Origin of the sequence: Pseudomonas sp. Irchel s3b5, from assembly GCF_900187435.1 — a bacterium.
GTDB lineage: Bacteria > Pseudomonadota > Gammaproteobacteria > Pseudomonadales > Pseudomonadaceae > Aquipseudomonas.
Genome location: NZ_FYDY01000030.1, coordinates 35,757 through 59,658 on the forward strand (window position 1 = coordinate 35,757; position 23,902 = coordinate 59,658).

Annotated in this window: 21 protein-coding genes and 2 pseudogenes; 15 read left to right on the top strand and 8 right to left on the bottom strand. The window is 59.0% G+C overall.

Annotated elements, in window-relative coordinates:
* The first annotated feature begins 227 nt into the window (after positions 1–227).
* Entirely contained in the window at positions 228–599 is a 372-nt protein-coding gene (locus CKW15_RS23565; RefSeq protein ID WP_095056067.1) for a fe2+ zn2+ uptake regulation protein, read from the top strand.
* A 20-nt stretch (positions 600–619) separates the two neighbouring features.
* Here CKW15_RS23565 and CKW15_RS23570 read toward each other — a convergent pair whose 3' ends face one another.
* Positions 620–808 carry a hypothetical protein gene (locus tag CKW15_RS23570; RefSeq protein ID WP_095056066.1) on the bottom strand — a complete coding sequence of 63 codons (189 nt, stop codon included), beginning with the start codon at positions 806–808 and terminating at the stop codon, positions 620–622.
* Between the two features lie 286 nt (positions 809–1,094).
* Here CKW15_RS23570 and CKW15_RS23575 point away from each other — a divergent pair, with 286 nt between their 5' ends.
* The 3 genes from CKW15_RS23575 (at position 1,095) to CKW15_RS23585 (ending at position 3,086) form a co-directional block, all read left to right on the top strand.
* Complete coding sequence (locus CKW15_RS23575; protein ID WP_095152740.1) at positions 1,095–1,541, top strand: DUF411 domain-containing protein; 447 nt, start codon at positions 1,095–1,097, stop codon at positions 1,539–1,541.
* Complete coding sequence (locus CKW15_RS23580) at positions 1,541–1,975, top strand: YqaA family protein (RefSeq protein WP_095056243.1); 435 nt, start codon at positions 1,541–1,543, stop codon at positions 1,973–1,975. The genes CKW15_RS23575 and CKW15_RS23580 overlap by 1 nt, the downstream gene beginning before the upstream one ends.
* A gap of 82 nt (positions 1,976–2,057) precedes the next feature.
* A complete protein-coding gene (locus CKW15_RS23585; protein ID WP_095056064.1) occupies positions 2,058–3,086 on the top strand; it encodes an alpha/beta fold hydrolase in 1,029 nt (342 codons plus the stop codon).
* 40 nt (positions 3,087–3,126) lie between these two features.
* Here CKW15_RS23585 and CKW15_RS23590 read toward each other — a convergent pair whose 3' ends face one another.
* From CKW15_RS23590 to CKW15_RS23600, 3 genes are all read right to left on the bottom strand, one after another.
* Positions 3,127–3,309, bottom strand: coding sequence for a hypothetical protein (locus tag CKW15_RS23590; RefSeq protein WP_143498505.1), 183 nt, complete (start codon positions 3,307–3,309; stop codon positions 3,127–3,129).
* Positions 3,310–3,530: 221 nt separating this feature from the next.
* Complete coding sequence (locus CKW15_RS23595; protein ID WP_095056062.1) at positions 3,531–4,829, bottom strand: ATP-binding protein; 1,299 nt, start codon at positions 4,827–4,829, stop codon at positions 3,531–3,533.
* A gap of 4 nt (positions 4,830–4,833) precedes the next feature.
* Positions 4,834–5,535 (bottom strand): response regulator transcription factor, encoded by a 702-nt coding sequence (locus CKW15_RS23600; protein ID WP_095152741.1) that lies wholly within the window; start codon positions 5,533–5,535, stop codon positions 4,834–4,836.
* 267 nt (positions 5,536–5,802) lie between these two features.
* On the opposite strand from CKW15_RS23600, the gene CKW15_RS23605 reads away from it, so the two are divergent.
* From CKW15_RS23605 to CKW15_RS23640, 8 genes are all read left to right on the top strand, one after another.
* Positions 5,803–6,960 (top strand): efflux RND transporter periplasmic adaptor subunit, encoded by a 1,158-nt coding sequence (locus CKW15_RS23605; RefSeq protein ID WP_095152742.1) that lies wholly within the window; start codon positions 5,803–5,805, stop codon positions 6,958–6,960.
* A gap of 15 nt (positions 6,961–6,975) precedes the next feature.
* Positions 6,976–10,062 carry an efflux RND transporter permease subunit gene (locus CKW15_RS23610; RefSeq protein ID WP_095152743.1) on the top strand — a complete coding sequence of 1,029 codons (3,087 nt, stop codon included), beginning with the start codon at positions 6,976–6,978 and terminating at the stop codon, positions 10,060–10,062.
* Positions 10,063–10,226: 164 nt separating this feature from the next.
* Complete coding sequence (locus tag CKW15_RS23615) at positions 10,227–10,868, top strand: DUF1345 domain-containing protein (RefSeq protein WP_095152744.1); 642 nt, start codon at positions 10,227–10,229, stop codon at positions 10,866–10,868.
* A 161-nt stretch (positions 10,869–11,029) separates the two neighbouring features.
* Positions 11,030–12,055 carry a LacI family DNA-binding transcriptional regulator gene (locus CKW15_RS23620; RefSeq protein ID WP_095056058.1) on the top strand — a complete coding sequence of 342 codons (1,026 nt, stop codon included), beginning with the start codon at positions 11,030–11,032 and terminating at the stop codon, positions 12,053–12,055.
* A gap of 65 nt (positions 12,056–12,120) precedes the next feature.
* Positions 12,121–12,903, top strand: coding sequence for a sugar phosphate isomerase/epimerase (locus tag CKW15_RS23625; RefSeq protein WP_095152745.1), 783 nt, complete (start codon positions 12,121–12,123; stop codon positions 12,901–12,903).
* Positions 12,896–13,882, top strand: coding sequence for a sugar kinase (locus CKW15_RS23630; protein ID WP_095152746.1), 987 nt, complete (start codon positions 12,896–12,898; stop codon positions 13,880–13,882). The genes CKW15_RS23625 and CKW15_RS23630 overlap by 8 nt, the downstream gene beginning before the upstream one ends.
* Positions 13,883–13,975: 93 nt before the next feature.
* A complete protein-coding gene (locus CKW15_RS23635) occupies positions 13,976–15,268 on the top strand; it encodes an MFS transporter (RefSeq protein WP_095152747.1) in 1,293 nt (430 codons plus the stop codon).
* A 21-nt stretch (positions 15,269–15,289) separates the two neighbouring features.
* The gene (locus CKW15_RS23640; protein ID WP_095152753.1) at positions 15,290–16,267 is read left to right on the top strand and encodes a D-glycerate dehydrogenase; all 978 of its coding nucleotides are present in this window, start codon (positions 15,290–15,292) and stop codon (positions 16,265–16,267) included.
* Positions 16,268–16,434: 167 nt separating this feature from the next.
* Here the strand turns inward: CKW15_RS23640 and CKW15_RS23645 are convergent.
* Positions 16,435–17,604, bottom strand: a pseudogene (locus tag CKW15_RS23645) (pyridoxal phosphate-dependent aminotransferase); the annotation flags it as partial.
* Between the two features lie 363 nt (positions 17,605–17,967).
* On the opposite strand from CKW15_RS23645, the gene CKW15_RS23650 reads away from it, so the two are divergent.
* Together CKW15_RS23650 and CKW15_RS23655 are read left to right on the top strand one after the other, a co-directional pair.
* Positions 17,968–18,252 (top strand): helix-turn-helix domain-containing protein, encoded by a 285-nt coding sequence (locus CKW15_RS23650; protein ID WP_095152754.1) that lies wholly within the window; start codon positions 17,968–17,970, stop codon positions 18,250–18,252.
* Positions 18,253–18,415: 163 nt separating this feature from the next.
* On the top strand, positions 18,416–19,042 hold the full coding sequence (locus CKW15_RS23655; RefSeq protein ID WP_256583271.1) for a response regulator: 627 nt from the start codon (positions 18,416–18,418) through the stop codon (positions 19,040–19,042).
* A 260-nt stretch (positions 19,043–19,302) separates the two neighbouring features.
* Here CKW15_RS23655 and CKW15_RS29195 read toward each other — a convergent pair whose 3' ends face one another.
* The 3 genes from CKW15_RS29195 to CKW15_RS23670 all read right to left on the bottom strand — a co-directional run bounded on the left by CKW15_RS29195 (position 19,303) and on the right by CKW15_RS23670 (position 23,136).
* Positions 19,303–19,734, bottom strand: coding sequence for an RHS repeat-associated core domain-containing protein (locus tag CKW15_RS29195; protein WP_095152749.1), 432 nt, complete (start codon positions 19,732–19,734; stop codon positions 19,303–19,305).
* 3 nt (positions 19,735–19,737) lie between these two features.
* Positions 19,738–21,003 (bottom strand): pertactin-like passenger domain-containing protein, encoded by a 1,266-nt coding sequence (locus CKW15_RS23665; RefSeq protein WP_095152750.1) that lies wholly within the window; start codon positions 21,001–21,003, stop codon positions 19,738–19,740.
* 153 nt (positions 21,004–21,156) lie between these two features.
* Positions 21,157–23,136 carry a hypothetical protein gene (locus CKW15_RS23670; protein WP_095152751.1) on the bottom strand — a complete coding sequence of 660 codons (1,980 nt, stop codon included), beginning with the start codon at positions 23,134–23,136 and terminating at the stop codon, positions 21,157–21,159.
* 605 nt (positions 23,137–23,741) lie between these two features.
* Between CKW15_RS23670 and CKW15_RS23675 the strand changes: the two are divergent.
* Positions 23,742–23,902 (top strand): annotated as a pseudogene (locus tag CKW15_RS23675) (IS256 family transposase); the annotation flags it as partial.

The following is a 23,902-nucleotide window of genomic DNA, read 5'->3' on the forward strand; positions in this document are numbered from 1 at the left end:
GATGGCCACAGCGCTGCTGTACGGACAGGCACTGCACCTCCCTATAGGGACGAAGCACACACAAAAAATTTAGGGTTTACGGCGTATTGGCGCGGGGGCTTACAGCCTGATCACATGGCTTCGACAAAATTTCTACATTTAAAGCTTCATGATTCGGGCTGCTCAAACGTCTAGTTATACGAGAGCGCCTATTTTTTCCTGATCAGGCTCTGAAAAGGAGTTTTGCAATGTACAACTCGCAACTGCCAGCGGACGGTAGCAACGCGCCAAAGGGTACTTCCTTGGGAGTCGGCGTATTCGAGCCACGCACCGAACGCCACGGTAACGATCGGATCAGGGTTCTGCTCAAGAGCTTTGGTCTGCGAACCAGTCTGATTCGTCTCAAAGTCATCGATGCCCTGCTCTCGGCCGCCGACAACGACCGCAGCCTGGGCGTGCGGGGCGTGCACAGCCATTTGCTGGAGCTGGATATCCCGCTGTCATTTCTAAGCGTGCGCGAAGTGTTGAAGCGCCTGTGCAGCGAAGGTGTGATTGTCCTCAACCCGGACAAAAGCTACAGCCTGCACCCACAGGCTGCCGCTATGCTCCATCTCGAATAATCAAGCCAGGGCCCTGGATTTCAGGGCTTGACCTTGCGGCGCATCATGCCATTGATGACCACCACGACCACCGCCACGCCGATGGCGATGTACTGGAACATTTTTTCGCTGATCGCGCCGGTGTTCTGCAACCACGAAAGGCCAAACATGATCCCCAGCACGACGAGGGAGATCAGAATCGAATACTTCAAACGTTGCGACTGAGTCATTGCGGTTTCCTGAAACTGAAAATGTGTCCGACTTGGCGGGGCCTCATGTTACAGACGATGAAGCGTTTTGGCTTCGTTGCGGCGATAACCGTGAGATTTTTCACCCCTTGCGCGCCAGCACAGGCGCTCGAGCGACAACCTGACAACGTTGTAATGTTCCCCTCATCCGGCTGACAGCATTGATCCACGATGATCGAGCTGTAGCACTTTGAAACACTCATCGAATGCCTGACCGGGGAAAACGGTCAGAATGCGTTTTTTTGCCCGTTAGCCGAGACGAATGCCCATGCGAACCCACCTACGCCTGATCGCCCTGAGCGCCCTGTTTGTTTCCTCCCTGGCCCAGGCCGCCGACCTGATCCCGATCGAAGTCCACCGCGATGCCAATTGCGGTTGCTGCAAAAAATGGATCAGCCACCTGGAAGCCAACGGTTTCAAGGTCGAGGATCACGTTGAAGCCGACATGAGTTCATTCAAGCAACAACACGGCGTACCGCCGCGCCTGGCCTCGTGCCACACCGGGTTGATCAACGGCAAATTTGTCGAGGGCCACGTGCCTGCCGATCAAGTGTTGGCCCTGAGCAAACGCGACGATCTGTTGGGCGTCGCCGCACCCGGCATGCCGATGGGGTCGCCCGGGATGGAAATGGACGGTATGAGCGATGCCTATCAGGTCATCGGCCTGAAAAAGGATGGCTCTGACGTAGTGGTCGCGGACTACCCGGCGCATTGATTTTCGGAGCGTACATCGGGCTGTTTTTTGCCGCGTTCGGCGCGGCGACATTGCTGCCCTTGCAGTCCGAAGCCGTGCTGGTGGGTTTGCTGGCCAGCGACCGGTACGATATCTGGCTGTTGCTGGGGGTGGCGACGCTGGGCAACGTCCTCGGTTCGCTGCTTAACTGGTGGCTGGGACGCGGTATCGAGCGGTTTCGCGATCGGCGCTGGTTTCCAGTCAGCCCGGAGCGTCTGGAAAAAGCCCGGATTTACTACCAGCGCGGAGGTCATTGGTCGTTGCTGCTCAGTTGGCTGCCGGTGATTGGCGATCCGCTGACCCTGGTGGCCGGCGTGATGCGCGAGCCGCTGGGGCGATTTCTGCTGATCGTTACCCTCGCCAAAGGGGCCCGTTATGGCGTGCTGGCACTGGCGACGCTGGGCTGGATGGGTTGAACCAATAAGGGTGGCTGTTGCCTGTTTAATGTCGCCCTAATCAAGCCGATCCAGCATCGGCGGATGCCTGATGGAGTTCCCCATGTCGCTGCCGTTCCCCCGCTGGTTATCCGGCCTGCTGCTGACCACCGCCCTGCCCCTCACTGCCTACGCCGAAGGCCCGGTGTATGGTCCCGAGCTGCAAGGTTTCGAGTATCCCTACACGCTCAAGCATTTCGCCTTCGAGTCCCAGGGTAAATCCCTGCAAATGGGTTACATGGACGTCGCCGCGCAAGGCAAGGCCAACGGTCGCAGCGTGGTGCTGATGCACGGCAAGAATTTCTGCGGCGCCACCTGGGAGCGTTCGATCAAAGCCCTGAGCGACGCCGGTTACCGGGTCATCGCACCGGACCAGATCGGTTTCTGCACCTCCAGCAAACCGGACAACTACCAATACACCTTCCAGCAACTGGCCAGTAACACCCAGCAGTTGCTCAAAGCCCTCGGCATCCAGAAAGCCACCCTGCTCGGCCACTCCACCGGCGGCATGCTCGCCACCCGTTATGCCCTGCAATACCCCGAGCAAGTCGAGCAACTGGCGATGGTCAATCCGATTGGCCTGGAAGACTGGAAAGCCCTCGGTGTGCCCTATCGCACGGTGGACCAATGGTACGAGCGCGAACTCAAGCTCAGCGCCGACGGCATTCGCACCTACGAGCGCAACACCTATTACGGCGGCCGCTGGAAACCGGATTTCGATCGTTGGGTGGACATGCTCGCCGGCCTGAACAAAGGCTCGGGGCATACCCAGGTCGCGTGGAATTCGGCGCTGGTCTACGACATGATTTTCACCCAGCCGGTGTTTTACGAATTCCCCAACCTGAAAATGCCGACCCTGTTGTTGATCGGTACGTCCGACACCACAGCCATCGGCAGCGACATCGCGTCACCCGAGGTCAAGGCGAAAATCGGCCAGTACGACGTACTCGGCAAACAGGTGGCGAAGATGATTCCTCACTCGACGCTGATCGAGTTCCCCGGTATGGGCCATGCGCCGCAAATGGAAGAACCGGAAAAATTCCATCAGGCGCTGCTGGCCTGGCTGGATAAATCCAATCCTGTCGGCAAATGAGGCAGGTTGATGGTGGTGTGGTGAGGCGAAGACCTGACGCTTACACAGCCCCATCGTCGGCCTGAAGCTTTACCAGGTGTTGTGCACGCGGAAACTCTCCCGGCCGCGCCATCAGCGTGTACTGCACCTTGTCACCGACCAGAAAGCACTGGCCGGCGGTTGTGATCCCGGCCGCTAACCTGATCGCCACGCAGGCGCAGAAATCGTCCTCAGGCTTGACCATTGCAAAACACGTCGACGCAGAGTCGATCCTGACGTCCCTGATCGCACTGATCGTCCCCAGACCGCATCTTGTTATTGTTGGCGCGCTCATCCCTGCTTCCCACCCTTGTCGTCCGCTTGACTGCACCGGGCCAATGAAACGCGCAAGTTGCCGGCATCGCAACTGTCAAACATGACAGTTCGTGGATTCATGCGCAGCGCACACGCTGCCGTTCGTCGAATTCAGCCCGCTGCCGGCAACCACAACCTGAATCGCGCCCCACCCAACGGCGAGGTTTCAACCGTCAGTGTCCCACCCTGGGCTTCCAACGCCCGGCGACTGATCGCCAGCCCCAGACCGAACCCGCCCGTGGCGCGGTCGCGGCTGCGGTCAAGGCGGTAGAACGGTTCGAAAATGCGCTCGCGCTCGTCTTCGGGGATGCCGATGCCGTCATCGTCCACCCAGATTTCACACCCACCGGCGTACACCTGCACACCAATCTGGATGCGTTCTTCGCAATAGCGCATGGCGTTGCGCAACAGGTTTTGCAGGGCGCGTGCCGTCAGGCGCGGGTCGAGGCTGAAGCGTTCGAGTTGGCCGTGCAGCAGCACGTCGATGACGATGTCCGGTGATTGCTCGTCATCGACGCTGCCCAAAATGCTGTCGATAAATTCATCGAGCGACACGTCAACCTGTTCCGGCAACTGCGCCGGGTTTTGCAGACGACTGTAAGAGAGCAATTCCAGTACCAGTTCGTCGAGTTCACGAATGTGCGCCACCAGGCTCTGCAAACGCTCGCGGCTGGCTGTCGGCAAGTCGTCGGACAGGGCCAGCGCCAGACCGAAGTCCAGGCGAGTCAGCGGCGTGCGCAGTTCATGGGACACCGCGTTGAGCAGGTCCCGCTGCTGGTTGAGCAGGTTCTCGATGTCGCCGGCCATGGTGTCGAAGACATTGGCCAGGCTGCCGATGTTGGAGCTCGGAGCGATTTGCGTGCGCTCGCTCAGATGCCCCTTGCCGAAGCGTTCGGCGGTGCCCTTCAGGCGCTCCAGATCGCGCCAGTGCGGGCGCAACCAAAGCAGCAGACAGGCGAGCATGGTCGCGCCAATCAGCACGTTGATGCTCCAGTACAACAGGTTGACGTCCATCGGGTCCGGTGGTACGACCATTTGCACCACCGTCCGATCATTCAGCGGCGCCACCGCCAATGTACGCCAGCCCCAGTCGCCGACGCGCACGACATTCTCGCCGCGCTGCAAGCGCTGCTGCTCATCAAGGGATAAACCGGGGTCGTCGTTGCCGCTGAGGACGATGTGCAGCGGATCGAATTCTTTGTCCATCTGCGCGGCCAGGGCCGGCCACTGATCGGCGGGCACGGCATGAAACTGCTTGACGATCAACGTCTGCAAGCCGCGAGAGTAATCAAGGTTGTAGGTGACGAAGCGTTCCTGGAAGACCCTGACCACCAGGTCCGGCACCAGATAGATTGCCGCGCTGTACGAGACGATAGTCACGACATACAAGCGAAAGAGGATTCTGAACATCCGCTCAGCATTCCCACTCGGAACGGCTGAACAGGTAGCCCTTACCCCACACCGTCTTGATTTTGCGCGCCTCGCCAGCGTGGTCATCGAATTTGCGGCGCAACTTGGAAATAGCCACATCCACCGAACGGTCGGTGCCGTTGAATTCGATGCCGCGCAGGCGTTGCAGGATCTGGTCGCGGCTCAGCACTTCACCGGCATGCCGGGCCAGCACCACCAACAGGTTGTACTCGCCGCTGGACAGCTCGACCAACTGTTCGCGCCAGGTCACCGTGCGCTCGGACAGGTCGATGCACAGGTTGCCCATCAAAATGCGGTCGTTGGCGGTCAGCGGTTCGCTGAGGCTGCTGCGCCGCAACAACGTTCGCACCCGGGCCAGCAACACGCGCGGTTCACACGGTTTGGTGACGTAGTCGTCGGCGCCCATTTCCAGGCCCAGCACCTGATCGTGGCTGTCGTCGCGGGCCGTGAGCATCAGGATCGGCAAGGTTGCCGAATCGGCGCGCAACAAGCGGCAGACTTGCAGGCCGTCGAGGCCGGGCAGCATCAGGTCGAGAATCACCAGGTCCGGCGGACTGGTCCGCGCACGTTCGCGCACGTGGTCACCGCGACCGATCACGCTGACGGAGTAGCCATTGCGTTCCAGGTAGCTGGCAATCAGTTCGGCGAGGGCGGTGTCGTCTTCGACCAGGAGGATGTTGGGCATGGGTGTTCCAGAAAGTGCAGTGGCGTCTGTTCCGGCCCTATCGCTGGCAAGCCAGCTCCTACAGGTCGTGAGCTGAAAATCCCTGTAGGAGCTGGCTTGCCAGCGATAGCGACCTCACAGACGCAATAAATTTCAAGAAGTGCAGGATATACGCCCTCACCCACCCCTGAGTAAAACCCTTACACAATTTCACACAGCACCAACAAAGCTTCACCGCTACCCTCGCTGTCGCCCAGTAGGATGCTGGGGTCTTTATTGGGGTATTTCATGTCAAAAAATCTGCTTGCCAGGCTCAGTCTGATCGCACTGGCGTTGGCGCTGGGCGCCTGTGACAAGTCCTCGAGTGCCGATGAACCGGAGCCGCTGGCCACCGTGCGCATCGAGACCCTCGAAGCCCATCCGCTGACCATCAGCAGCGAACTGAGCGGGCGGATTGCCGCGCCACGTATCGCCGAAGTGCGCGCACGCGTCGCGGGTGTCGTGTTGCAGCGCACGTTCCGTGAAGGCAGCGACGTGAAAAAAGGCGACGTGCTATTCCGTATCGACCCGGCGCCGTTCAAGGCTGACCTGGACAGCGCCGAAGCCGTCTTGCGCAAGGCCGAGGCCAATGCGTTCCAGGCCCGGTTGCAGGAACAGCGCTACGCCCAGTTGATCGACGACAAGGCCATCAGCGGTCAGGAGTATGACAACGCCCGCGCCAACGCCCGACAAACCGCCGCCGAAGTCGCCGCCAGTAAAGCCGCCGTAGAACGGGCTAAACTGAACCTCGGTTACGCCACGGTCACCGCACCGATTTCAGGGCGTGTCGGCCGTGCACTGGTCACCGAAGGCGCACTGGTCGGGCAGAACGAACCCACACCGCTGGCGCTGATTCAGCAACTCAACCCGATCCATGCCGACCTGACCCAATCCACTCGCGAACTCAACGACCTGCGCCGGGCCTTCCGTTCCGGACAGTTGCAGCAGGTCGGCCAGGGTCAGGCCAAAGCCACGTTGATTCAGGATGACGGCACCCTTTACCCGCTGCCGGGCAAACTGCTGTTCAGCGACATTTCCGTCGACCCGGGCACGGGGCAGATCATTCTGCGCAGTGAGTTCCCCAACCCCGACCTCGACTTGCTGCCCGGCAGCTTCGTGCGGGTACGCCTGGAACAAGCGGTCAACCAGCAAGGTCTCAGCGTGCCGCAACGGGCCGTTCAGCGTGACAGCGCCGGCATCGCCCAGGTGCTGACGCTCGACACCGAACAGCGGGTCGCGCAGCAACCGGTCGAGTTGGGCGCTGTGCAGGACGATCGCTGGATCGTCACCGGCGGCCTCAAGCCAGGCGACCGCATTGTCGTTGAAGGCCTGCAACACGCCCGCCCCGGCGAAAAAGTGCAGATCGACGACACCCCTCTTCCACTTGCCCAGGTTTCTGGTCAGTAAGCAGGACGCTTGTTTATGCCGCAGTTCTTTATCGACCGCCCGGTGTTCGCCTGGGTGGTTGCCTTGTTCATCCTGTTGGCCGGTGCACTGGCCATCCCGCAATTGCCGGTGGCGCAATACCCCGACGTCGCGCCGCCGCAGATCGAAATCTACGCCGTGTACCCGGGCGCTTCGGCGCAGACCGTGGACGAGAGCGTGGTCAGCCTGATCGAGGAAGAACTCAACGGCGCCGATCACCTGCTGTATTTCGAATCCCAGAGCAGCCTCGGCAGCGCCACCATCAAGGCCACGTTTCAACCGGGCACCAACCCGGAACTGGCGCAGGTCGATGTGCAGAACCGCCTCAAAGCCGTGGAGTCGCGCCTGCCGCAAGCAGTGATTCAACAAGGCTTGCAGGTGGAGAAAGTGTCCTCGGGTTTCCTGCTGTTGATCGCCCTCACGTCCAGCGACGGCAAGCTCGACGACGTCGCACTCAGCGATTACCTGGCGCGCAACGTGATGAACGAGATCAAGCGTCTCGACGGCGTCGGCAAGGCGCAGCTGTACGGCGCCGAACGCGCCATGCGGGTGTGGATCGATCCACGGAAGTTGATCGGTTTCAACCTGACCCCGGCCGACGTCAATGCCGCCATCGTCGCGCAGAACGCCCAGGTTTCAGCCGGCAGCATCGGCGACTTGCCGACCCGCACCACCCAGGAAATCACCGCGACCATTCTGGTCAAAGGTCAGCTCTCGACACCGGAAGAGTTCGCCGACATCGTGCTCAAGGCTAATCCGGACGGCTCCACGGTGCGCATCCGCGATGTGGCGCGGGTCGAGATCGGCAGTCAGGAATACCAGTTCTCCACGCGCCTGAACGGCAAGCCGTCCACCGCCGTCGCCGTGCAGTTGTCGCCCGGCGCCAACGCCCTGAACACCGCGACCCTGGTGCGGGCGAAAATGGACGAACTCAAGCGCTACTTCCCGGCCAACGTCGAATATTCGATCCCGTACGACACCTCGCCGTTCGTCAAAGTCTCGATCACCAAAGTGGTCTACACCCTCGGCGAGGCGATGCTGCTGGTGTTCGCGGTGATGTTCCTGTTCCTGCAGAACATCCGCTACACGCTGATCCCGACGCTGGTAGTGCCGGTCGCCCTGATGGGTACGTTCGCAACGATGCTGGCGCTGGGCTTTTCGATCAACGTGCTGACCATGTTCGGCATGGTGCTGGCCATCGGCATACTGGTGGACGACGCCATTGTGGTGGTGGAGAACGTCGAACGGATCATGGCCACCGAAGGCTTGTCGCCCAAGGAAGCCACACGCAAAGCGATGACGCAGATCACCGGCGCCATTATCGGTATCACCCTGGTGCTGGTGGCGGTGTTCATTCCGATGGCGTTCATGCAGGGCTCGGTGGGCGTGATCTATCAGCAGTTCTCGCTGTCGATGGCGACCTCGATCCTGTTCTCGGCGTTCCTCGCCCTGACCTTGACCCCGGCGCTGTGCGCGACGCTGCTCAAGCCGATTGCCAAAGGCGAACACCACGAAAAAACCGGGTTCTTCGGCTGGTTCAACCGCCGCTTCGAGCAACTGACCGACCGCTATCAAGGCTGGGTCGCCTATGCGTTGAAACGTACCGGGCGCTACCTGCTGATCTACGGCGTGCTGCTGGTGGGGCTGGGCTTTGCCTTCAGTCGTCTGCCCTCCTCGTTCCTGCCGGTGGAAGACCAGGGTTACACCATCACCGACATTCAACTGCCACCGGGCGCGAGCAAGAACCGCACGGTGCAGGTGGCCGAGCAAGTCGAAGCGCACAACGCGACCGAGCCGGGTATTCGCGACAGCGTGGTGATTTTGGGTTTCAGCTTCTCCGGTAGCGGCCAGAACGCAGCCCTCGCCTTCAGCACGCTTAATGACTGGTCCGAACGGAGCAGCGACGATTCGGCCAGTGCCATTGCCGACCGCGCCAACATCGCCCTCAGTCAGATCAAGGACGCGGTGACCTTTGCCGTACTGCCGCCGCCCGTGGATGGCCTCGGCACGTCCAGCGGCTTCGAGTTTCGCTTGCAGGATCGCGGCGGTCTCGGTCATGCGCGGCTGATGGAAGCGCGCACCGAATTGCTCTCCGCCGCCGAAAAAAGCCCGATCCTGATGAACGTCCGGGAAAGCGCATTGGCCGAAGCGCCCCAAGTCGAGTTGATCGTGGACCGTAAACAAGCCAACGCCTTGGGCGTGTCCTTTGCCGACGTCGGCAACGTGCTGTCCACTGCCGTCGGCTCGGCCTACATCAACGACTTCCCGAACCAGGGGCGGATGCAACGCGTGGTGGTGCAGGCCGAAGGTGATCAACGCAGTCAGGTAGACGACTTGCTGAAGATCCACGTGCGCAACATCCACGGAAAAATGGTGCCGCTGTCCGCCTTCGTCCAGGCCAAATGGACCCAGGGGCCGGCGCAATTGACCCGTTACAACGGCTACCCGGCCATCGCCATTTCCGGTGAACCGCAACCCGGTCACAGCACCGGCGAGGCCATGGCCGAAATCGAACGACTGGTGGCGCAAGGCCCGGCAGGGTTGGGCCAGGAATGGACCGGTTTATCGTTGCAGGAACGCTTGTCCGGCAGCCAGGCACCGATCCTGCTCGGTTTGTCGTTGTTGATTGTGTTCCTGTGTCTGGCGGCGCTCTACGAGAGCTGGTCGATCCCGACATCGGTGTTGCTGGTGGTGCCATTGGGCGTGCTGGGTGCCGTGTTGGCGGTGACGTTGCGCGGGATGCCCAACGATGTGTTCTTCAAGGTCGGGTTGATCACCATCATCGGTCTGTCGGCGAAGAACGCGATCCTGATCATCGAATTCGCCAAGACCCTGTACGACGAAGGCCACGACCTGATAGACGCCACCCTGCAAGCGGCACGCCTGCGGTTGCGGCCGATTGTCATGACCTCGCTGGCGTTCATTCTCGGCGTAGTGCCATTGGCGATTGCCACCGGCGCGAGCTCCGCAAGCCAACAAGCCATCGGCACCGGGGTGATTGGCGGGATGATCACCGCGACATTGGCCGTAGTGTTTGTCCCGGTGTTTTTCGTGGTGGTGATGAAACTGGTCCGCAAACACTAACCAACCCCCCCCCGTAGGAGCTGGCTTGCCAGCGATGGCGATCGAAAAAGCGGCGCATGACTCAAGGCCCTCATCGCCGGCAAGCCGGCTCCTACAATGATTCGTACGCATCCGATAATCACCTGGGCTAAGGTGTTGGCAAAGCCACAACCCATAGAGCCTCCATGTCTTACCTCACCCACACCCACCCGCGATTGTCCGCCGCCATCCTGCTGGGCATCGTGGTGGGTATTCTGATGCCGGCAGATTCGATCATCAGCAAAATCCTCTTCGGCTGGAATGCCGGCGTCTGGACCTACCTGATCCTGATGTCCTGGCTCGTCGTGCGCTCCAAAGCCACGGACGTTAAACGCATCGCCGAAATCGAAGACGAAAACGCCGGATTGGTGTTGCTGGTCGTGTGCATCGCCGCGCTCGCCAGCCTGGCGACGATCACCTTCGAACTGGCCGGCAGCAAAGACCTGGAAACCACCCGCAAACTGCTCCACTACGGTTTCATCGCCTTCACCGTGCTCGGCTCGTGGCTGTTGATCGGGGTGATTTTCAGCGTGCACTACGCTCGCCTGTTTTACACCTGGGACGGCAAGGAACCGGCGCTGCGCTTTGCCGAAGGCCTGGAGACACCGAACTACTGGGACTTCCTGTACTTCTCGTTCACCATCGGCGTCGCGGTGCAAACCTCCGATGTCGGCGTGGCCACGCGGGAACTGCGCAAGATTGTGCTGGCGCAATCGCTGATCGGTTTCCTGTTCAACACCGCCATCCTCGGTTTCTCGATCAACATTGCGGCAGGGTTGTTCAACTGACGGCCGCCGGGTTGAGTGTGCTGGCCTGATTTCCATTTGTCGGTTTTTATCGGGCGCTGCGCCATCGAGTGCTTGACGGCAGATTCGTTTCTGGTGTCTTCTGAAACCGGTTTCAGCGCCACGCGCTCAGCCTGATAAATCCAATAAGAAGGTTATCGACCGTGAACGATTTTTCCGCCGCCCAGCGCAGCCGCGTGACCATGCTTGACGTGGCCGAACACGCCAAGGTGTCCAAGGCCAGCGTGTCGCGGTTCATCGGCGAAGACCGCGCGTTGCTCTCGGATGCCATTGCCCAGCGCATCGAGCAGTCCATCGCCGAATTGGGCTATCGCCCGAACCAGATGGCCCGAGGCCTGAAACGCGGGCGTACGCGCCTGATCGGCATGCTGGTGGCAGACATCCGCAACCCTTATTCAATCGCCGTGATGCACGGGGTGGAAACCGCCTGCCGTCAGCACGGTTACAGCCTGGTGGTGTGCAACACCGACCGCGACGATGAGCAGGAACGTCAGCACCTGGCCCTGCTGCGCTCGTACAACATCGAAGGCCTGATCGTGAACACCCTCGGCCATCACCGTGACGAATTGCACGACCTGCATCGGGAAATGCCCTTGGTGCTGGTGGATCGCAAGGTCGCGCATCTTGAAAGCGATATGGTCGGGCTGGACAACCCGGCAGCGGTGGCCATGGCCCTCGCCCATCTTGAAGAACGCGGCTACCGCGATGTGCTGATGGTGACTGAGCCGTTCGACGGCACCAGTTCACGGATCGAACGGGTCAGCAGCTTCAAGGCTCAAATCGAACAACACCCGGTCCTGCACGGCACATCGATCGAAACCGGCAGCGAACTGACCGCGCAGCTGAAAACCTTCCTCGATACACCTGGCCCCGGTCCGAAAGCGCTGTTTTGTGCCAACGGGGTTGCGGCACTGGCCAGTACCCATGCGTTGCGTGAGCTCAAGTGCAAGCTGTTTGAGGACGTAGGTTTGATCGCCCTGGATGACCTGGATTGGTATCCGCTGGTAGGCAGCGGTATTACCGCCCTCGCCCAGCCGACCACCGATATCGGTGCGAGTGCGTTTGAGTGTTTGCTCAAGCGATTGCGCGGGGATGACAGTGCGGTGCGGACACTGGATTTTTCGGCGCAGTTGATTGTGAGAGGGTCGACCCTTGGGGATTCTCGATGAGGCCGTCAGCTGCACCGCCTATTTTTTTGAACAAAAATGAAACCGGTTTCAGAGGTAGAAAAACAATGAATACACCAGCCGTTTCCATCAGCCTCTCCAGCTACGGCGCCGATCTGGTGCGCGAGCGAGGCCAGGGCAGTTTCATCGACATACTGGCTGCCGCCAGCGCCACCCGCATTGAATGGCGCGAAGAGCTACTGACCACTGAAGCCCCCGCGCTACTGGCACAAGCCACACAAGCCCAAGGCCTGGAAAGCGTGTATTCCTCGCCAATGGAGCTGTGGCTGGCCGGGCAATCCAAACCCAATCCCGAACTGGTCAGCGCCCTGCAACGCGCCCAGGCATTTGGCTCGAAGTGGCTGAAAGTCTCGTTGGGTTACTTCACCGACAACAGCGATCTGCAAACCCTGGCCCGACTGCTTGATACGAGCCCCGTGCAACTGCTAGTGGAGAACGATCAAACCCTGCAGGGTGGTCGCATCGAACCTTTCCAACGCTTTTTCGATGAAGTCGATCAGCACGAGCTGCCGATCAAAATGACCTTCGATATCGGCAACTGGCATTGGCAGGATCAGTCCGCCACCAGCGCCGCACGGTTGCTCGGCCGTTATGTCGGTTATGTGCACTGCAAAGCAGTCACCCGCCGCGCCGACGGCAAACTGGTCGCCATCCCGCCTGCCGCCAGCGATCTGCAACAGTGGGAACGCCTGCTGCGACACATGAACCAGGACGTCATGCGGGCCGTGGAATATCCGCTGCAAGGCGACGATCTGGTGCAGCTGACCACCGCACATGTCAGCGCCCTCGCCCGCCTCGGCCAATCGCAACGGGAGAGCGCTCATGTCTGAGATCGATATCCTCTCGTTCGGCGAAACCATGGCGATGTTCGTCGCCGAGCATACCGGCGACCTGGCCAGCGTTGACGCTTTCCACAAACGCATTGCCGGTGCGGACAGCAACGTCGCGATCGGTTTGTCTCGGCTGGGTTTCAATGTGGCGTGGCTGAGCCGGGTTGGTGCCGATTCCCTGGGTCGATTCGTCATCGACACCCTGGAAAAAGAAGGCCTGGATTGCCGCCACGTCGACATCGACAGCGCTCACCCCACCGGTTTTCAATTCAAGTCCCGCGCCGATGACGGCAGCGATCCCGTCGTCGAGTACTTCCGACGAGGCTCGGCGGCCAGTCACTTGTCGACGCATTCGATCGTGCCTGAACTGCTCAACGCACGGCACCTGCACGCCACTGGCATTCCCCCGGCATTGTCAGAAACGGCGCGGCACATGACCTTCGAATTGATGAGCCGCATGCGCAATGCCGGGCGCAGCGTGTCGTTCGACCCCAACCTGCGCCCGAGCCTGTGGGCCAGCGAGCGACTGATGATTACCGAGATCAACCGCCTCGCCGCCCTCGCCCATTGGGTGCTGCCGGGGCTGAGTGAAGGTCGGTTGCTGACCGGTTTCGAAGACCCGGCCGACATCGCCGCGTTTTACCTCGACCAGGGCGCCGAAGCCGTGGCGATCAAGCTCGGGCCGCACGGCGCGTATTACCGCACGCAGCTGAATGCCGGTTTCGTCGCCGGCGTACCGGTGCAGACAGTGGTCGACACCGTCGGCGCTGGCGATGGTTTTGCCGTCGGCATGATCAGCGCCCTGCTGGAAAACCACAGCGTTGCCGAGGCCGTGCAACGGGCCAACTGGGTTGGCAGCCGAGCGGTGCAAAGCCGCGGAGACATGGAGGGGTTGCCGACCCGTACCGAAATGCTCGCTGAATTTGAGACCGCCATCGCGAGCAGGCTCGCTCCCACATTAGAACGCGCTCCCCTGTAGGAGCGAGCCTGCTCGCGATGAAGCCAGCACAAACACTGAAGAGTTAAACCGTTACCTGCTGCGACAAAAACAACAAGCTCAGGAGCACCACTCATGAAAACCGCAACGCTCGCCACCCGCCGCTGGTGGTACATCATGCCCATTGTGTTCATCACCTACAGCCTGGCGTATCTGGATCGTGCCAATTACGGTTTCGCCGCCGCATCGGGCATGGCCGCCGACCTGATGATCACCCCGGGACTGTCCTCGCTGCTCGGCGCGCTGTTCTTCCTCGGGTACTTTTTCTTCCAGGTCCCGGGGGCGATCTACGCGCAAAAGCACAGCGTGAAGAAGCTGATTTTCGTCAGCCTGATCCTCTGGGGCAGCCTGGCGACATTGACCGGCATCGTCTCCAACGCCTACTGGCTGATCGTCATCCGCTTCATGCTCGGCGTGGTCGAAGCGGCGGTGATGCCGGCGATGCTGATCTACCTGTGCCACTGGTTCACCCGCGCCGAACGCTCGCGGGCCAACACTTTCCTGATCCTCGGCAACCCGGTGACCATGCTCTGGATGTCGGTAGTCTCGGGCTATCTGGTGCAGCATTACAGCTGGCGCTGGATGTTCATCGTCGAAGGTTTGCCGGCGGTGCTCTGGGCATTCATTTGGTGGCGCCTGGCGGATGATCGTCCGGCCCAGGCCAAGTGGCTCAGCGACCAGGAAAAACAGGATCTGGAAAGCGCCCTGGCCGCCGAACAGGTCGGCATCAAAGCGGTAAAAAATTACGCCGAAGCGTTCCGCTCGCCCAAGGTGATCATCCTGGCCTTGCAGTTTTTCTGCTGGAGCATCGGCGTCTACGGCTTCGTATTGTGGCTGCCGTCGATTCTCAAGGCCGGTGCACAAATGGACATGATCGAGGCCGGCTGGCTGTCGTCGTTGCCCTATCTGGCGGCCGTCATCGGCATGCTGCTGGTCTCCTGGGGCTCGGACAAACTGCAAAAACGTAAACGTTTCGTCTGGCCACCGCTGCTGATCGCCTCCATTGCCTTCTACGGTTCCTACGCGCTGGGCGCAGAACATTTCTGGTGGTCGTACACGCTGCTGGTGATCGCCGGCGCCTGCATGTACGCACCGTACGGGCCGTTCTTCGCAATCATCCCGGAAATCCTCCCAGCCAACGTCGCCGGTGGCGCCATGGCGCTGATCAACAGCATGGGCGCGCTCGGCTCGTTTGGCGGTTCTTATCTGGTCGGTTACCTGAACAGCTCCACCGGCTCGCCCGGCGCGTCGTACCTGTTGATGAGCGGTGCGCTGATGCTTTCGGTGGTGCTGACGGTGCTCCTCAAACCCGGCGCCAGCGACCGGGAGCGGCCTACGATAGCGCGTGCCGCCACCGCCCATTCCTGAATTGAAGTTGAGATCATGAAGATGAAAAAGCAGATCGTTCTGTACAAAAAACTTTCGCCGCTGCTCATGGCTCGCCTGCACGAGCAGGCTGAAGTCACGCTGATCGACAGCCTGGATGCGCAAGGCATGGCAACACTGCGCGACGCCCTGCCCCGCGCCCACGGTTTGCTCGGCGCCAGCCTGAAACTGGATGCCGAATTGCTGGACCGGGCGCCGCACCTCGAAGCCATTGCCAGTGTCTCGGTGGGCGTCGACAACTACGACATCGACTACCTCACCGAGCGGCGCATCCTGCTCAGCAACACCCCCGACGTGCTGACTGAAACCACCGCCGACACCGGTTTCGCGCTGATCCTCGCCACCGCCCGGCGCGTGGTCGAACTGGCGAATCTCGTTCGCGCCGGCGAATGGAAACGCAACATCGGCCCCGCACATTTCGGCAGTGACGTGCACGGTAAAACCCTGGGCATCATCGGCATGGGGCGCATTGGCGAGGCCTTAGCCCAGCGCGGGCATTTCGGCTTTGGCATGCCGGTGATCTACCACAGCCATTCGCCGAAACCGGCGGTCGAGCAGCGATTCAATGCGCAGTACCGCAGCCTTGGCGAGCTATTACAGCAAGCGGATTTCGTTTGCCTGACCTTGCCGCTGACCGCCGAAACCGAGGGCCTGATCGGTGCCGAGCAGTTTGCGCTGATGCGGCGCGACAGCATCTTCATCAACATTTCCCGGGGCAAAGTCGTCGACGAAGCGGCGTTGATCGAGGCCTTGCGTGGAGGGCAGATTCGCGCAGCGGGCCTGGATGTATTCGAGCGCGAACCGCTGAACCCTGACTCACCGTTGTTGCAGTTGAACAATGTGGTGGCGACCCCGCACATCGGTTCGGCCACCCATGAAACGCGGGAAGCGATGGCCAGGTGTGCGGTGGACAATCTGCTGGCGGCGCTGGCCGGTGAGCGGCCGGCGAATCTGGTGAATACCGAGGTGTGGATGGCCTGAGATCCTGATCGCTCGTAGGAGCACGCTTGCTCGCGATGGTCTCAACAACGCCGCGTTCATCCGGCGTGCACGCGGTATCGTTAACGGCCTTCGCGAGCAAGCTTGCTCCTACAACCGCGACTGACTGCACCAGAAGGTTGTGTTACCGCCAACGTCACTTGCGATATCAGCAAACCCGCAGCACACAACGCCATACGCCGGCAGGCATCGGCCAGCCTGGTTTGGTCCACCACCAGGCCGATGCGGATATACCCTGCGGCGCTCGGTCCAAACGCTTCACCCGCCAGCACTGAAACGCCATAACCTTCGAGCAGTCGCTCGGCAAAATGCTGGGCGGAAAGTCCGGTCTGGCGCACATCGACCATCACGAACATCCCACCATCTGGTCGAATAGGTCGAAGGCCAGGACATTGACCCAAACTTGAGCACACCAGATCACGTCGCTGCCGATATTCCTCGCGCATCGACGCCACTTCCGGCAGGTCATGATCGAGCGCCAATTGCGCGGCGTTCTGCACAAAATCCGGAATGCCGAACAACATGCTCAAGGACAGATTGACCAAATGATCGGCCATGGGTTTCGGCCCGATCACCCAGCCGACCCGCCACCCACTCATGGCGTGGGACTTGGACAGGCTGTTGATGGTCGCGGTGCGTTCGGCCATGCCCGGCAAACTCGCGGGGCTGATGTGCTCGCCCTCGAACAGCAAGTCGCTGTAGACCTCGTCACTGATCAGCCACAGGTCGTGACGAATGCACAACTCAGCCAGTGCCTGCCAAATGGGCAGCGACAGGCTGGCACCGGACGGGTTGTTAGGGCTGTTGAGCAAGATCGCCCGAGTCTTCGGCGTAATACGCGCCGCGACATCCGCCGGATCGACGCGAAAGCCGTTTTCAGGTCGTACGGGGACGGCAACCACCGTGGCCGCGCAAGCGCCGATCACGCCTTCATAGGTCACGTACATCGGTTCGGCGACGATCACTTCATCGCCCGGGTCGAGCAGGCATTGCACCACCGAATACACCGCGCACTGCGCGCCGGGAAACACGATGACATGCTCGGCCTCCACAACTTGACCGCTGCGTTGCCGATGACGGCGGGCGATGCTATTGCGCAGCCCGGCGCTGCCACGCACTTCTGGATAGTGTGTGTCGCCGGCCAGCAAGCTGTCGATCGCGGCCTGAACGATGGGCCGCGGTGTATCGAAATCCGGATCGCCAATCGACAGCAACAGCACATCGACGCCCTGCTCGCGCAGCGCCAGCGCTCGATCATGAATCTGCCAGGCCGCCGCTCCGTCACCGGCGATGCGTTGGGTCAAGGCTGAATAGCGCATGGTCTGCTCCTGTTGCGCGAAAATCCTGAGCTCAACCCTATCTGAAATCGCCGAACACGCCAGCTCTGTGTGTGAATCGACGGACGGTAAAAACTTACGCCGCCTCTGTAGGACACGGACTAAACAAGGAAATCTCCCACAACTCAGGCCGGCTTCGCTGACAGCCCTTCACCTAATAGCCGGTTAAAGTGCGCCACCTGTAATTTCTGACAGGTGCCAAAAAGGTTGATCAGCGCTATAAAAAAACCGTGCCTCAAGCCCCACCACCAGGCTTGAAAAACGGCCGCGCGAACCATGCCATTACGATGTAGGAAGATTCCGCCGCGCCCTCGCCGTCAATGATGATGAATGGGAGATTCCACCATGTTTCAACCACACACCACCGCAGTTCGTTCATCGCCAGCCCAGATCAACCCAGAGCCCCAGGAAAACCAAATAGCACCCGCGATCAAGCTCACGACCCGCGAAAAAGAAGTCTTGCAGTGGAGCGCCGCCGGCAAGTCGTCCTGGGAGATCAGCCGGATCGTCTGTTGCACCGAGTCCGGTGTGAATTATCACTTTTGTAACATTCGCCGAAAATTCGGCGTGAGTTCGCGCTGGACCGCAGTCGTCCGGGCGCTGGAGCAGGGTTTGATTCACATGCCCTGAACCCGTCCCGCAACAGTGGTCATGGCGTCATTGATCCCTGTTGAGGCATTGCATGAATTCGTACCAGCCCCCCCACGCTCAACTTCCCTCCCCCTCCCGGCCAAGCGCCTGTGACGATACGCCGGTATCGCACAGGCACCGCCCGCACAAAGCCCTTCGCATCATGCTCGCCGACGACCACCCCGTGGTACTGATGGGCGCTGAAGTCGCCCTCGGCGATGCTTTTACGATTGTTGCCCAGGCACACAACGCTGATGAGTTGATCAGACACTTGCAGAGCACACCCTGCGATTTGCTGATCAGTGACTACTCCATGCCTTATGGCAATTTTGCCGATGGGCTGAAGTTGATGAGTTATGTAAAAAGGCACTTCAATCACGTGCAGTTGATCGTCATGACGATGTTGCGCAACCCGACCTTGCTCCAGGCCTTGCTCAACATCGGCGTGGAGGGGTTGTTCGATAAACGCAGTGCGCTGAATGACCTTAAACAGTCCGTGCATTCAGTGATCAAGGGACGACGTTTTATAAGCCCGTCATTTGCGCAAGGGCTGCAGGCGCAAGGTTTATCGCGACAGACAGCTGACGCCGCGCAGGTGAGTCTTTCCGAACGTGAGCTGGAGGTGGTGCGGTTGTTTGTTCAGGGCCTGTCCGGCCGACAGATTGCGGCGCAACTGAACCGCAGTGAAAAAACCATCAGCCGCCAAAAAAGAACCGCCATGGACAAGTTGGGGCTTGACCATGACGGTGGGTTGGTTGAGTTTGCGCGCGTTAGTGAATTAACAAGTTAGACTCAAGCCAATTCTAAAAACCGCTCAAGGGTTGATTGAGTAACCACATATACATCAAAAAAGTACATCACTCCTAATCGAATTAACATATTGAGTAACTTCTTTATTTTTGACTTGCCTAGGAGTAACTTCCTTCATTGGTCTCCGTCCACCGCCCCGCTTAAAGTCATCACCTATCGAAAAATCAAATTCAGTGAGAACATCAGCAGTAGATTTAGCCTCAGCGTTAATTTCACTGTTTATTTTTTCGAGCTTAACTCTCAGCTCGGCTCGCTGCTTGTGCGCCGCAGATATTTTTTTACGTTGGGTTTATTTTTTATCAGCTGACCAAGAATATCTCTATTAGCCTTCTGCCCTCCAAGTTTGACATCGTTGAGCGTTTCCATTCTAGTGGGCTTTTTTATTGGCTGTGACCCTACCGATCCTTTGATATTTACTGAACCAGGTTTGGATGCGCGAAATGGACGGGTAACATTCCTCCATAGCGACGAAAACCAAGAATGCCCGTCCGGGTCGATGTTACCAACCGGATTTCCTCCACAATACGCATACCCGTTCACCCCACCTTCCCCAAAAGGACTTAAATCATCAGGACTTTGAAACCTCATCAGCACAGGATTAAATGCTCGATATCCGTTACCCAGAAAATAACGACCTGACTGAGCTTCACAGATCTCCCCGTTAAACCCCAGTGGTTACCAATCGGTATCGCCCTGCTTGACCAGGTCATAGGAGTAAGCGCCCAAGTCCACAAATTTACTCAGCGCAAACTGGGCATCACCGGAGCCGATCTGTACAACGGGCGTGGAACTTGCCGCCAGGGGTTCCGAGCCACTGCTTTCGAGATCGATCAGGTGGTTACCTGTCGCGTTCCCGGTCACGACCAATGTATCGATTTGCCCGGTGGCAAAATTATTGTGCATATAGAACGTGCCGCCGGAGCCCGACAGACTATCGACCGACAACTTGAAGAACTCGCCCGGGTTGCCGAACTGAATGCCGCCACCATTTAGGGTGAGATCACCCACTTTACTGTCACCCACCATCACCCATTTGGCATTGCTATTGACCGCCAGGCTTTGCACATTTTCCAGGCGACCGGTCAGGGTCGCCGAGTTCTCCAGCAGCACATGGGCCGTGCTGCTCCCATCCGCAACGATATCGCCGACCAGCGTGCTGTTGTCGACCCGTAAATTACCTTCTGCGCCTCTACGCACATCCATCAAAATGCCGTTGCTGGCCGTCAGCGTTGAACCATTGGTCACGGCAATGTTGGCTTGACTGGGCTGCGCATTGACAGTGTCGACGACAATCGCCGAGCCGTTGAGCGCGGTCACATCGGTGTTGTTCAAAACCAGCGTGCTGGGGCTGCTGACCTGTAAATCATTGGCGATCTGAATGCCGTTGCCGCCACCGGTGATCGTACTGTCCGTCGCGGTGGCAGTACCGTCGAAAACCCGCAAGCCGGTACCATTGGCGCCAGTACCGGTCAACGTCGACCGCTGCAATGTCAAGCTGCTCATCGCGTTGACCGTGGCGCCAGCGGTTGCGCCACTGATCGCACTGTCGCTGACTGTCGCGCTGCCACCTTGAGTGGCCGCCGCATCACGGCTGATGGCCAGACCGACCCGATCACTGGAAATATTACTGCCCGCAATGTCCGCCCGACCGGCATTCACATGAACGCCATTGGCACCGGTCGCCTGCACGGCGCTGCCCTTGAGATTCAGGGTCGATTGGTTGACCGCGATATCGCGGGTTTGAGCGCCGTTGGCATTGAGGGTCGAATCACCGTTCAGCACGTAATTATCGGGGGCTGTACCGCCATCAATGTTCAGCACTTCGTTTGGGTTCAGAACCCGTGCATGACTTAGATCGCAAAACAGCAAAAACGGTGTAACGGAGAGCACCTTCAAGGCACGGGCCAGCGGATTCAGCTTGAACAATCGAACAGTAGGCATACAGGCACCCCAGGTAGGCGAAAGGAGAAGGCCGCGCAGGCTATAGGGCTATGGATTACTCGTCTGTAGGAGTAATCCGGACTGAGCACTACAGAAAGCGGGTGCCGGTGCGACACCCGCCTCCCTTCCGGCGTTACCGTTGCACGTGGTTGCTCAAGGTTTTGTCGGAATGTTGCAGCTCCCTTCACCCTGATTCAGCCCGACCTTGGTGTTGGGTGGTAGCGAAGCGGCGGGTTTGCCCGTGATGGTGTAGGTCACGTTGCCTTTTCCCCAGTCGATAACATTGTCTTCGTCGAATATAGGCAGGATGTGAGTGGCATAGGGTTCGATAAGCCAGACAATCCCGTTTTGCGCCTGGTCGTCGGTGATGTCAGTAAAGGTGTGCTTTTTCTGGGCGTCGGAGATAATTGTCGAAGGATCGTTGAAGTCCTTATAAGCATTCCACACGACTTCTACGTCATCGCCCGGCTTCAGATGAGCACTCGGTGGAATCCGGTACTCAAAGCCGTATTCGGTGCCGCCAGCATTCCAGCGCAATGAATTGCAGTTTAAGTTGCCGACGCTGCTGGGATGCAGCGGTTCGGCAGGCGGCAATTTCAGCACCAAGAACTGAATGTCGACGGGTGTACGGAGCTTGGGTTCTTGTGGATTGGCATGATCTGCATGGGTCAGCACGTACCACACCGGCATGGCAATATCCGGGCCTTCGCCGCGGATGATGTCCCAGTCAAGCGGGATTTCGATAGTGTCCCCCACCTCGTCGTCGGTGAGATCGATCACACGCGGATCGCCAATGGGTGTTCCGTTCCACATGACCTGATACGTATCTCCATCCTCCAGCGGCGTAACAAGCTTTATTTTGGCGAAGACATCCTCATCCTCATCGGTATCGATCAATTTATTAGGGTCATCTGATTTACCCACAATATTGACCACTTCCAGATTGGGGTTTCCAGGCTCCGGGTTCGGGTTGACCGGGCCGGGGATGGACAGGTTGCATTTGATGGTTTCCACAACCGAAGGAAAGGGTTCTACACCACGAAATACTGTGTAGCTAACCTTCGTATCGACGGGTCCCTTCGCGTTTCCATAGGCCTGCAGAATCATGTTCCATGGCACCAGAATTTCAAACCCGCCGGAGGGATTCGCCCCCAGAGGCGTTCCGGGTTCGATCTTCCGGCCCTCCCATTCGACAACGACGATGTCGGTGTTCTTACCGTTGTTGACGTGGTCAAGATGAACCTTCAGCACGCCATCGATAATATCCTCGCGGCGAAGCTCCCCATCAGCAGGGGTCGGGTCTAACACGGTGGGTTTTGACAACGGTGGGAGAGGCAGAACGTCAAGTGCCACGGAGATGAGTTCGTACCGGGACAACCCGCTGATATTGCCAGCCTTGTCGATCAGGACATAACCGCCACAGCACAGGCCATCCCCTGCCTCGATGAATTTGACTTTCGGAATTTGTACCTTGCCGCCGCCAAGAATGGGTACGGGTCCAATAAAAACGATTTCTTCAGGATCCTCGGGCAACTCATCTTTCAGCCATGCGAAGGCGACATGAGTCCCCACGGCATCGCCGGTCCAGTTGGGAATCGTCGCCTCGAGGAAGTCATCCGTACCGAACGTGGCATCTGTAATCGGAGGCGTGAACGTGAACACCATTTTACTCGGAGGGGTCGCGCCGTTGGGCGGGATTTTGTCGATAAAGATACGAACACGGCCAGAATGGTCTTGTGTTTCATTATAGTTTTGATGTTCATATCTGAGATCAAAGCCGCCTTCATTTTCAGGCTCCAGAAACCAGGCACTCGTGAGGGTGAATACCAGTGGCACCCATGTGGCCCCTCCAACGTAGGTATGTTCCGTTCCAACAAGCGTCCATTCGTTACTGTTCGCACGCGCAATCTGGAGCCTGAAATATTCCGTATAGTCAGGATTAGTCGGAAGCGAACCGCTCCAGGTGTTTATGGTTATTGTTTGATCGGTATCAAGCGTCTTGCGGAGAATGAGTCCCGTTGCATCTATCACAATGTGGCTGACATCCGGGTCCTGGACCACAAAAGGCACATTCCCGCCGGCCGTGGATTTACCTGCATCAAGCCTTTGTTCTTTTTTATCTGAACCTGCCATGTTCGCTCTCCGTTATTCACACCTGTCGCCCCGGATATTGCGAGGCGCATAGGCTCGAAAAGCAGACCGAAAATATCGGGCACTACGTTCACGCTTCCCGTCGTTCTGCGCGTGGGAACAGTAAACAGCGATTTACGAAATGGCGTAACTGTCAAAGTTGACAGGTACCTGCGGTTATTCGTCGGATTTCTTCCGGTGCAGTTAACGTCGATGTCCCTAGAGGTGATTGCGATTTCGCGTGTCAAGCATCACGGCGCAGGGGCTTGTTTAAAAGCGCTGTAGGTTACTTGATGAAAGCTACAAGACCTTGCGCCGTTGCCTACGGGTACGCCAGAATCCGCCGGCTTGTGCGCCTTGGGGGTCGTCGGTAACTTGAATCGGGTCACTGATTGTCAGTGATCGGGTTTAGCAGCCCTGTGGTTTTCTAGTGAAGTGCACAAGCGCAATCAGTCAGGCATTCCCATGCCTGCTCTTGATGGTAGCTGTGCGCAGGGCGCCTTCGGGCGCGCCGGCTTGCTAGATCCCCGGTCTGCTAACCTGCGTACAGCTGCCAGGGGGTGTCAGAAATTTTGTGTTCGGGCATAACATGAGTAAGAGGTGCATGTATGCCAACCAAAAAGAAACCCGCGTTGCGAGAACTACCGAAAATCCCGAAAGAGCTGCTCGAGCAATTCACCGATGGACCGATGACCGCTGAAGCCATTGAGGACGCCTCTGCGGCGTTCAAGAAGGCTTTGATCGAGCGAGCCCTCAGTGCTGAGCTTGG

Bases quoted from the DNA above. Each gene is read 5' to 3' on its own strand.
- CKW15_RS23585 (WP_095056064.1), top strand. From the start codon at position 2,058: ATGTCGCTGCCGTTCCCCCGCTGGTTATCCGGCCTGCTGCTGACCACC.
- CKW15_RS23665 (WP_095152750.1), bottom strand. From the start codon at position 21,003: ATGCCTACTGTTCGATTGTTCAAGCTGAATCCGCTGGCCCGTGCCTTG.
- CKW15_RS23595 (WP_095056062.1), bottom strand. From the start codon at position 4,829: ATGTTCAGAATCCTCTTTCGCTTGTATGTCGTGACTATCGTCTCGTAC.
- CKW15_RS23630 (WP_095152746.1), top strand. From the start codon at position 12,896: ATGTCTGAGATCGATATCCTCTCGTTCGGCGAAACCATGGCGATGTTC.
- CKW15_RS23650 (WP_095152754.1), top strand. From the start codon at position 17,968: ATGTTTCAACCACACACCACCGCAGTTCGTTCATCGCCAGCCCAGATC.
- CKW15_RS23570 (WP_095056066.1), bottom strand. From the start codon at position 808: ATGACTCAGTCGCAACGTTTGAAGTATTCGATTCTGATCTCCCTCGTC.
- CKW15_RS23635 (WP_095152747.1), top strand. From the start codon at position 13,976: ATGAAAACCGCAACGCTCGCCACCCGCCGCTGGTGGTACATCATGCCC.
- CKW15_RS23615 (WP_095152744.1), top strand. From the start codon at position 10,227: ATGTCTTACCTCACCCACACCCACCCGCGATTGTCCGCCGCCATCCTG.
- CKW15_RS23670 (WP_095152751.1), bottom strand. From the start codon at position 23,136: ATGGCAGGTTCAGATAAAAAAGAACAAAGGCTTGATGCAGGTAAATCC.
- CKW15_RS23590 (WP_143498505.1), bottom strand. From the start codon at position 3,309: ATGGTCAAGCCTGAGGACGATTTCTGCGCCTGCGTGGCGATCAGGTTA.
- CKW15_RS23610 (WP_095152743.1), top strand. From the start codon at position 6,976: ATGCCGCAGTTCTTTATCGACCGCCCGGTGTTCGCCTGGGTGGTTGCC.
- CKW15_RS23600 (WP_095152741.1), bottom strand. From the start codon at position 5,535: ATGCCCAACATCCTCCTGGTCGAAGACGACACCGCCCTCGCCGAACTG.
- CKW15_RS23625 (WP_095152745.1), top strand. From the start codon at position 12,121: ATGAATACACCAGCCGTTTCCATCAGCCTCTCCAGCTACGGCGCCGAT.
- CKW15_RS23575 (WP_095152740.1), top strand. From the start codon at position 1,095: ATGCGAACCCACCTACGCCTGATCGCCCTGAGCGCCCTGTTTGTTTCC.
- CKW15_RS23565 (WP_095056067.1), top strand. From the start codon at position 228: ATGTACAACTCGCAACTGCCAGCGGACGGTAGCAACGCGCCAAAGGGT.
- CKW15_RS23655 (WP_256583271.1), top strand. From the start codon at position 18,416: ATGCTCGCCGACGACCACCCCGTGGTACTGATGGGCGCTGAAGTCGCC.
- CKW15_RS23640 (WP_095152753.1), top strand. From the start codon at position 15,290: ATGAAAAAGCAGATCGTTCTGTACAAAAAACTTTCGCCGCTGCTCATG.
- CKW15_RS23605 (WP_095152742.1), top strand. From the start codon at position 5,803: ATGTCAAAAAATCTGCTTGCCAGGCTCAGTCTGATCGCACTGGCGTTG.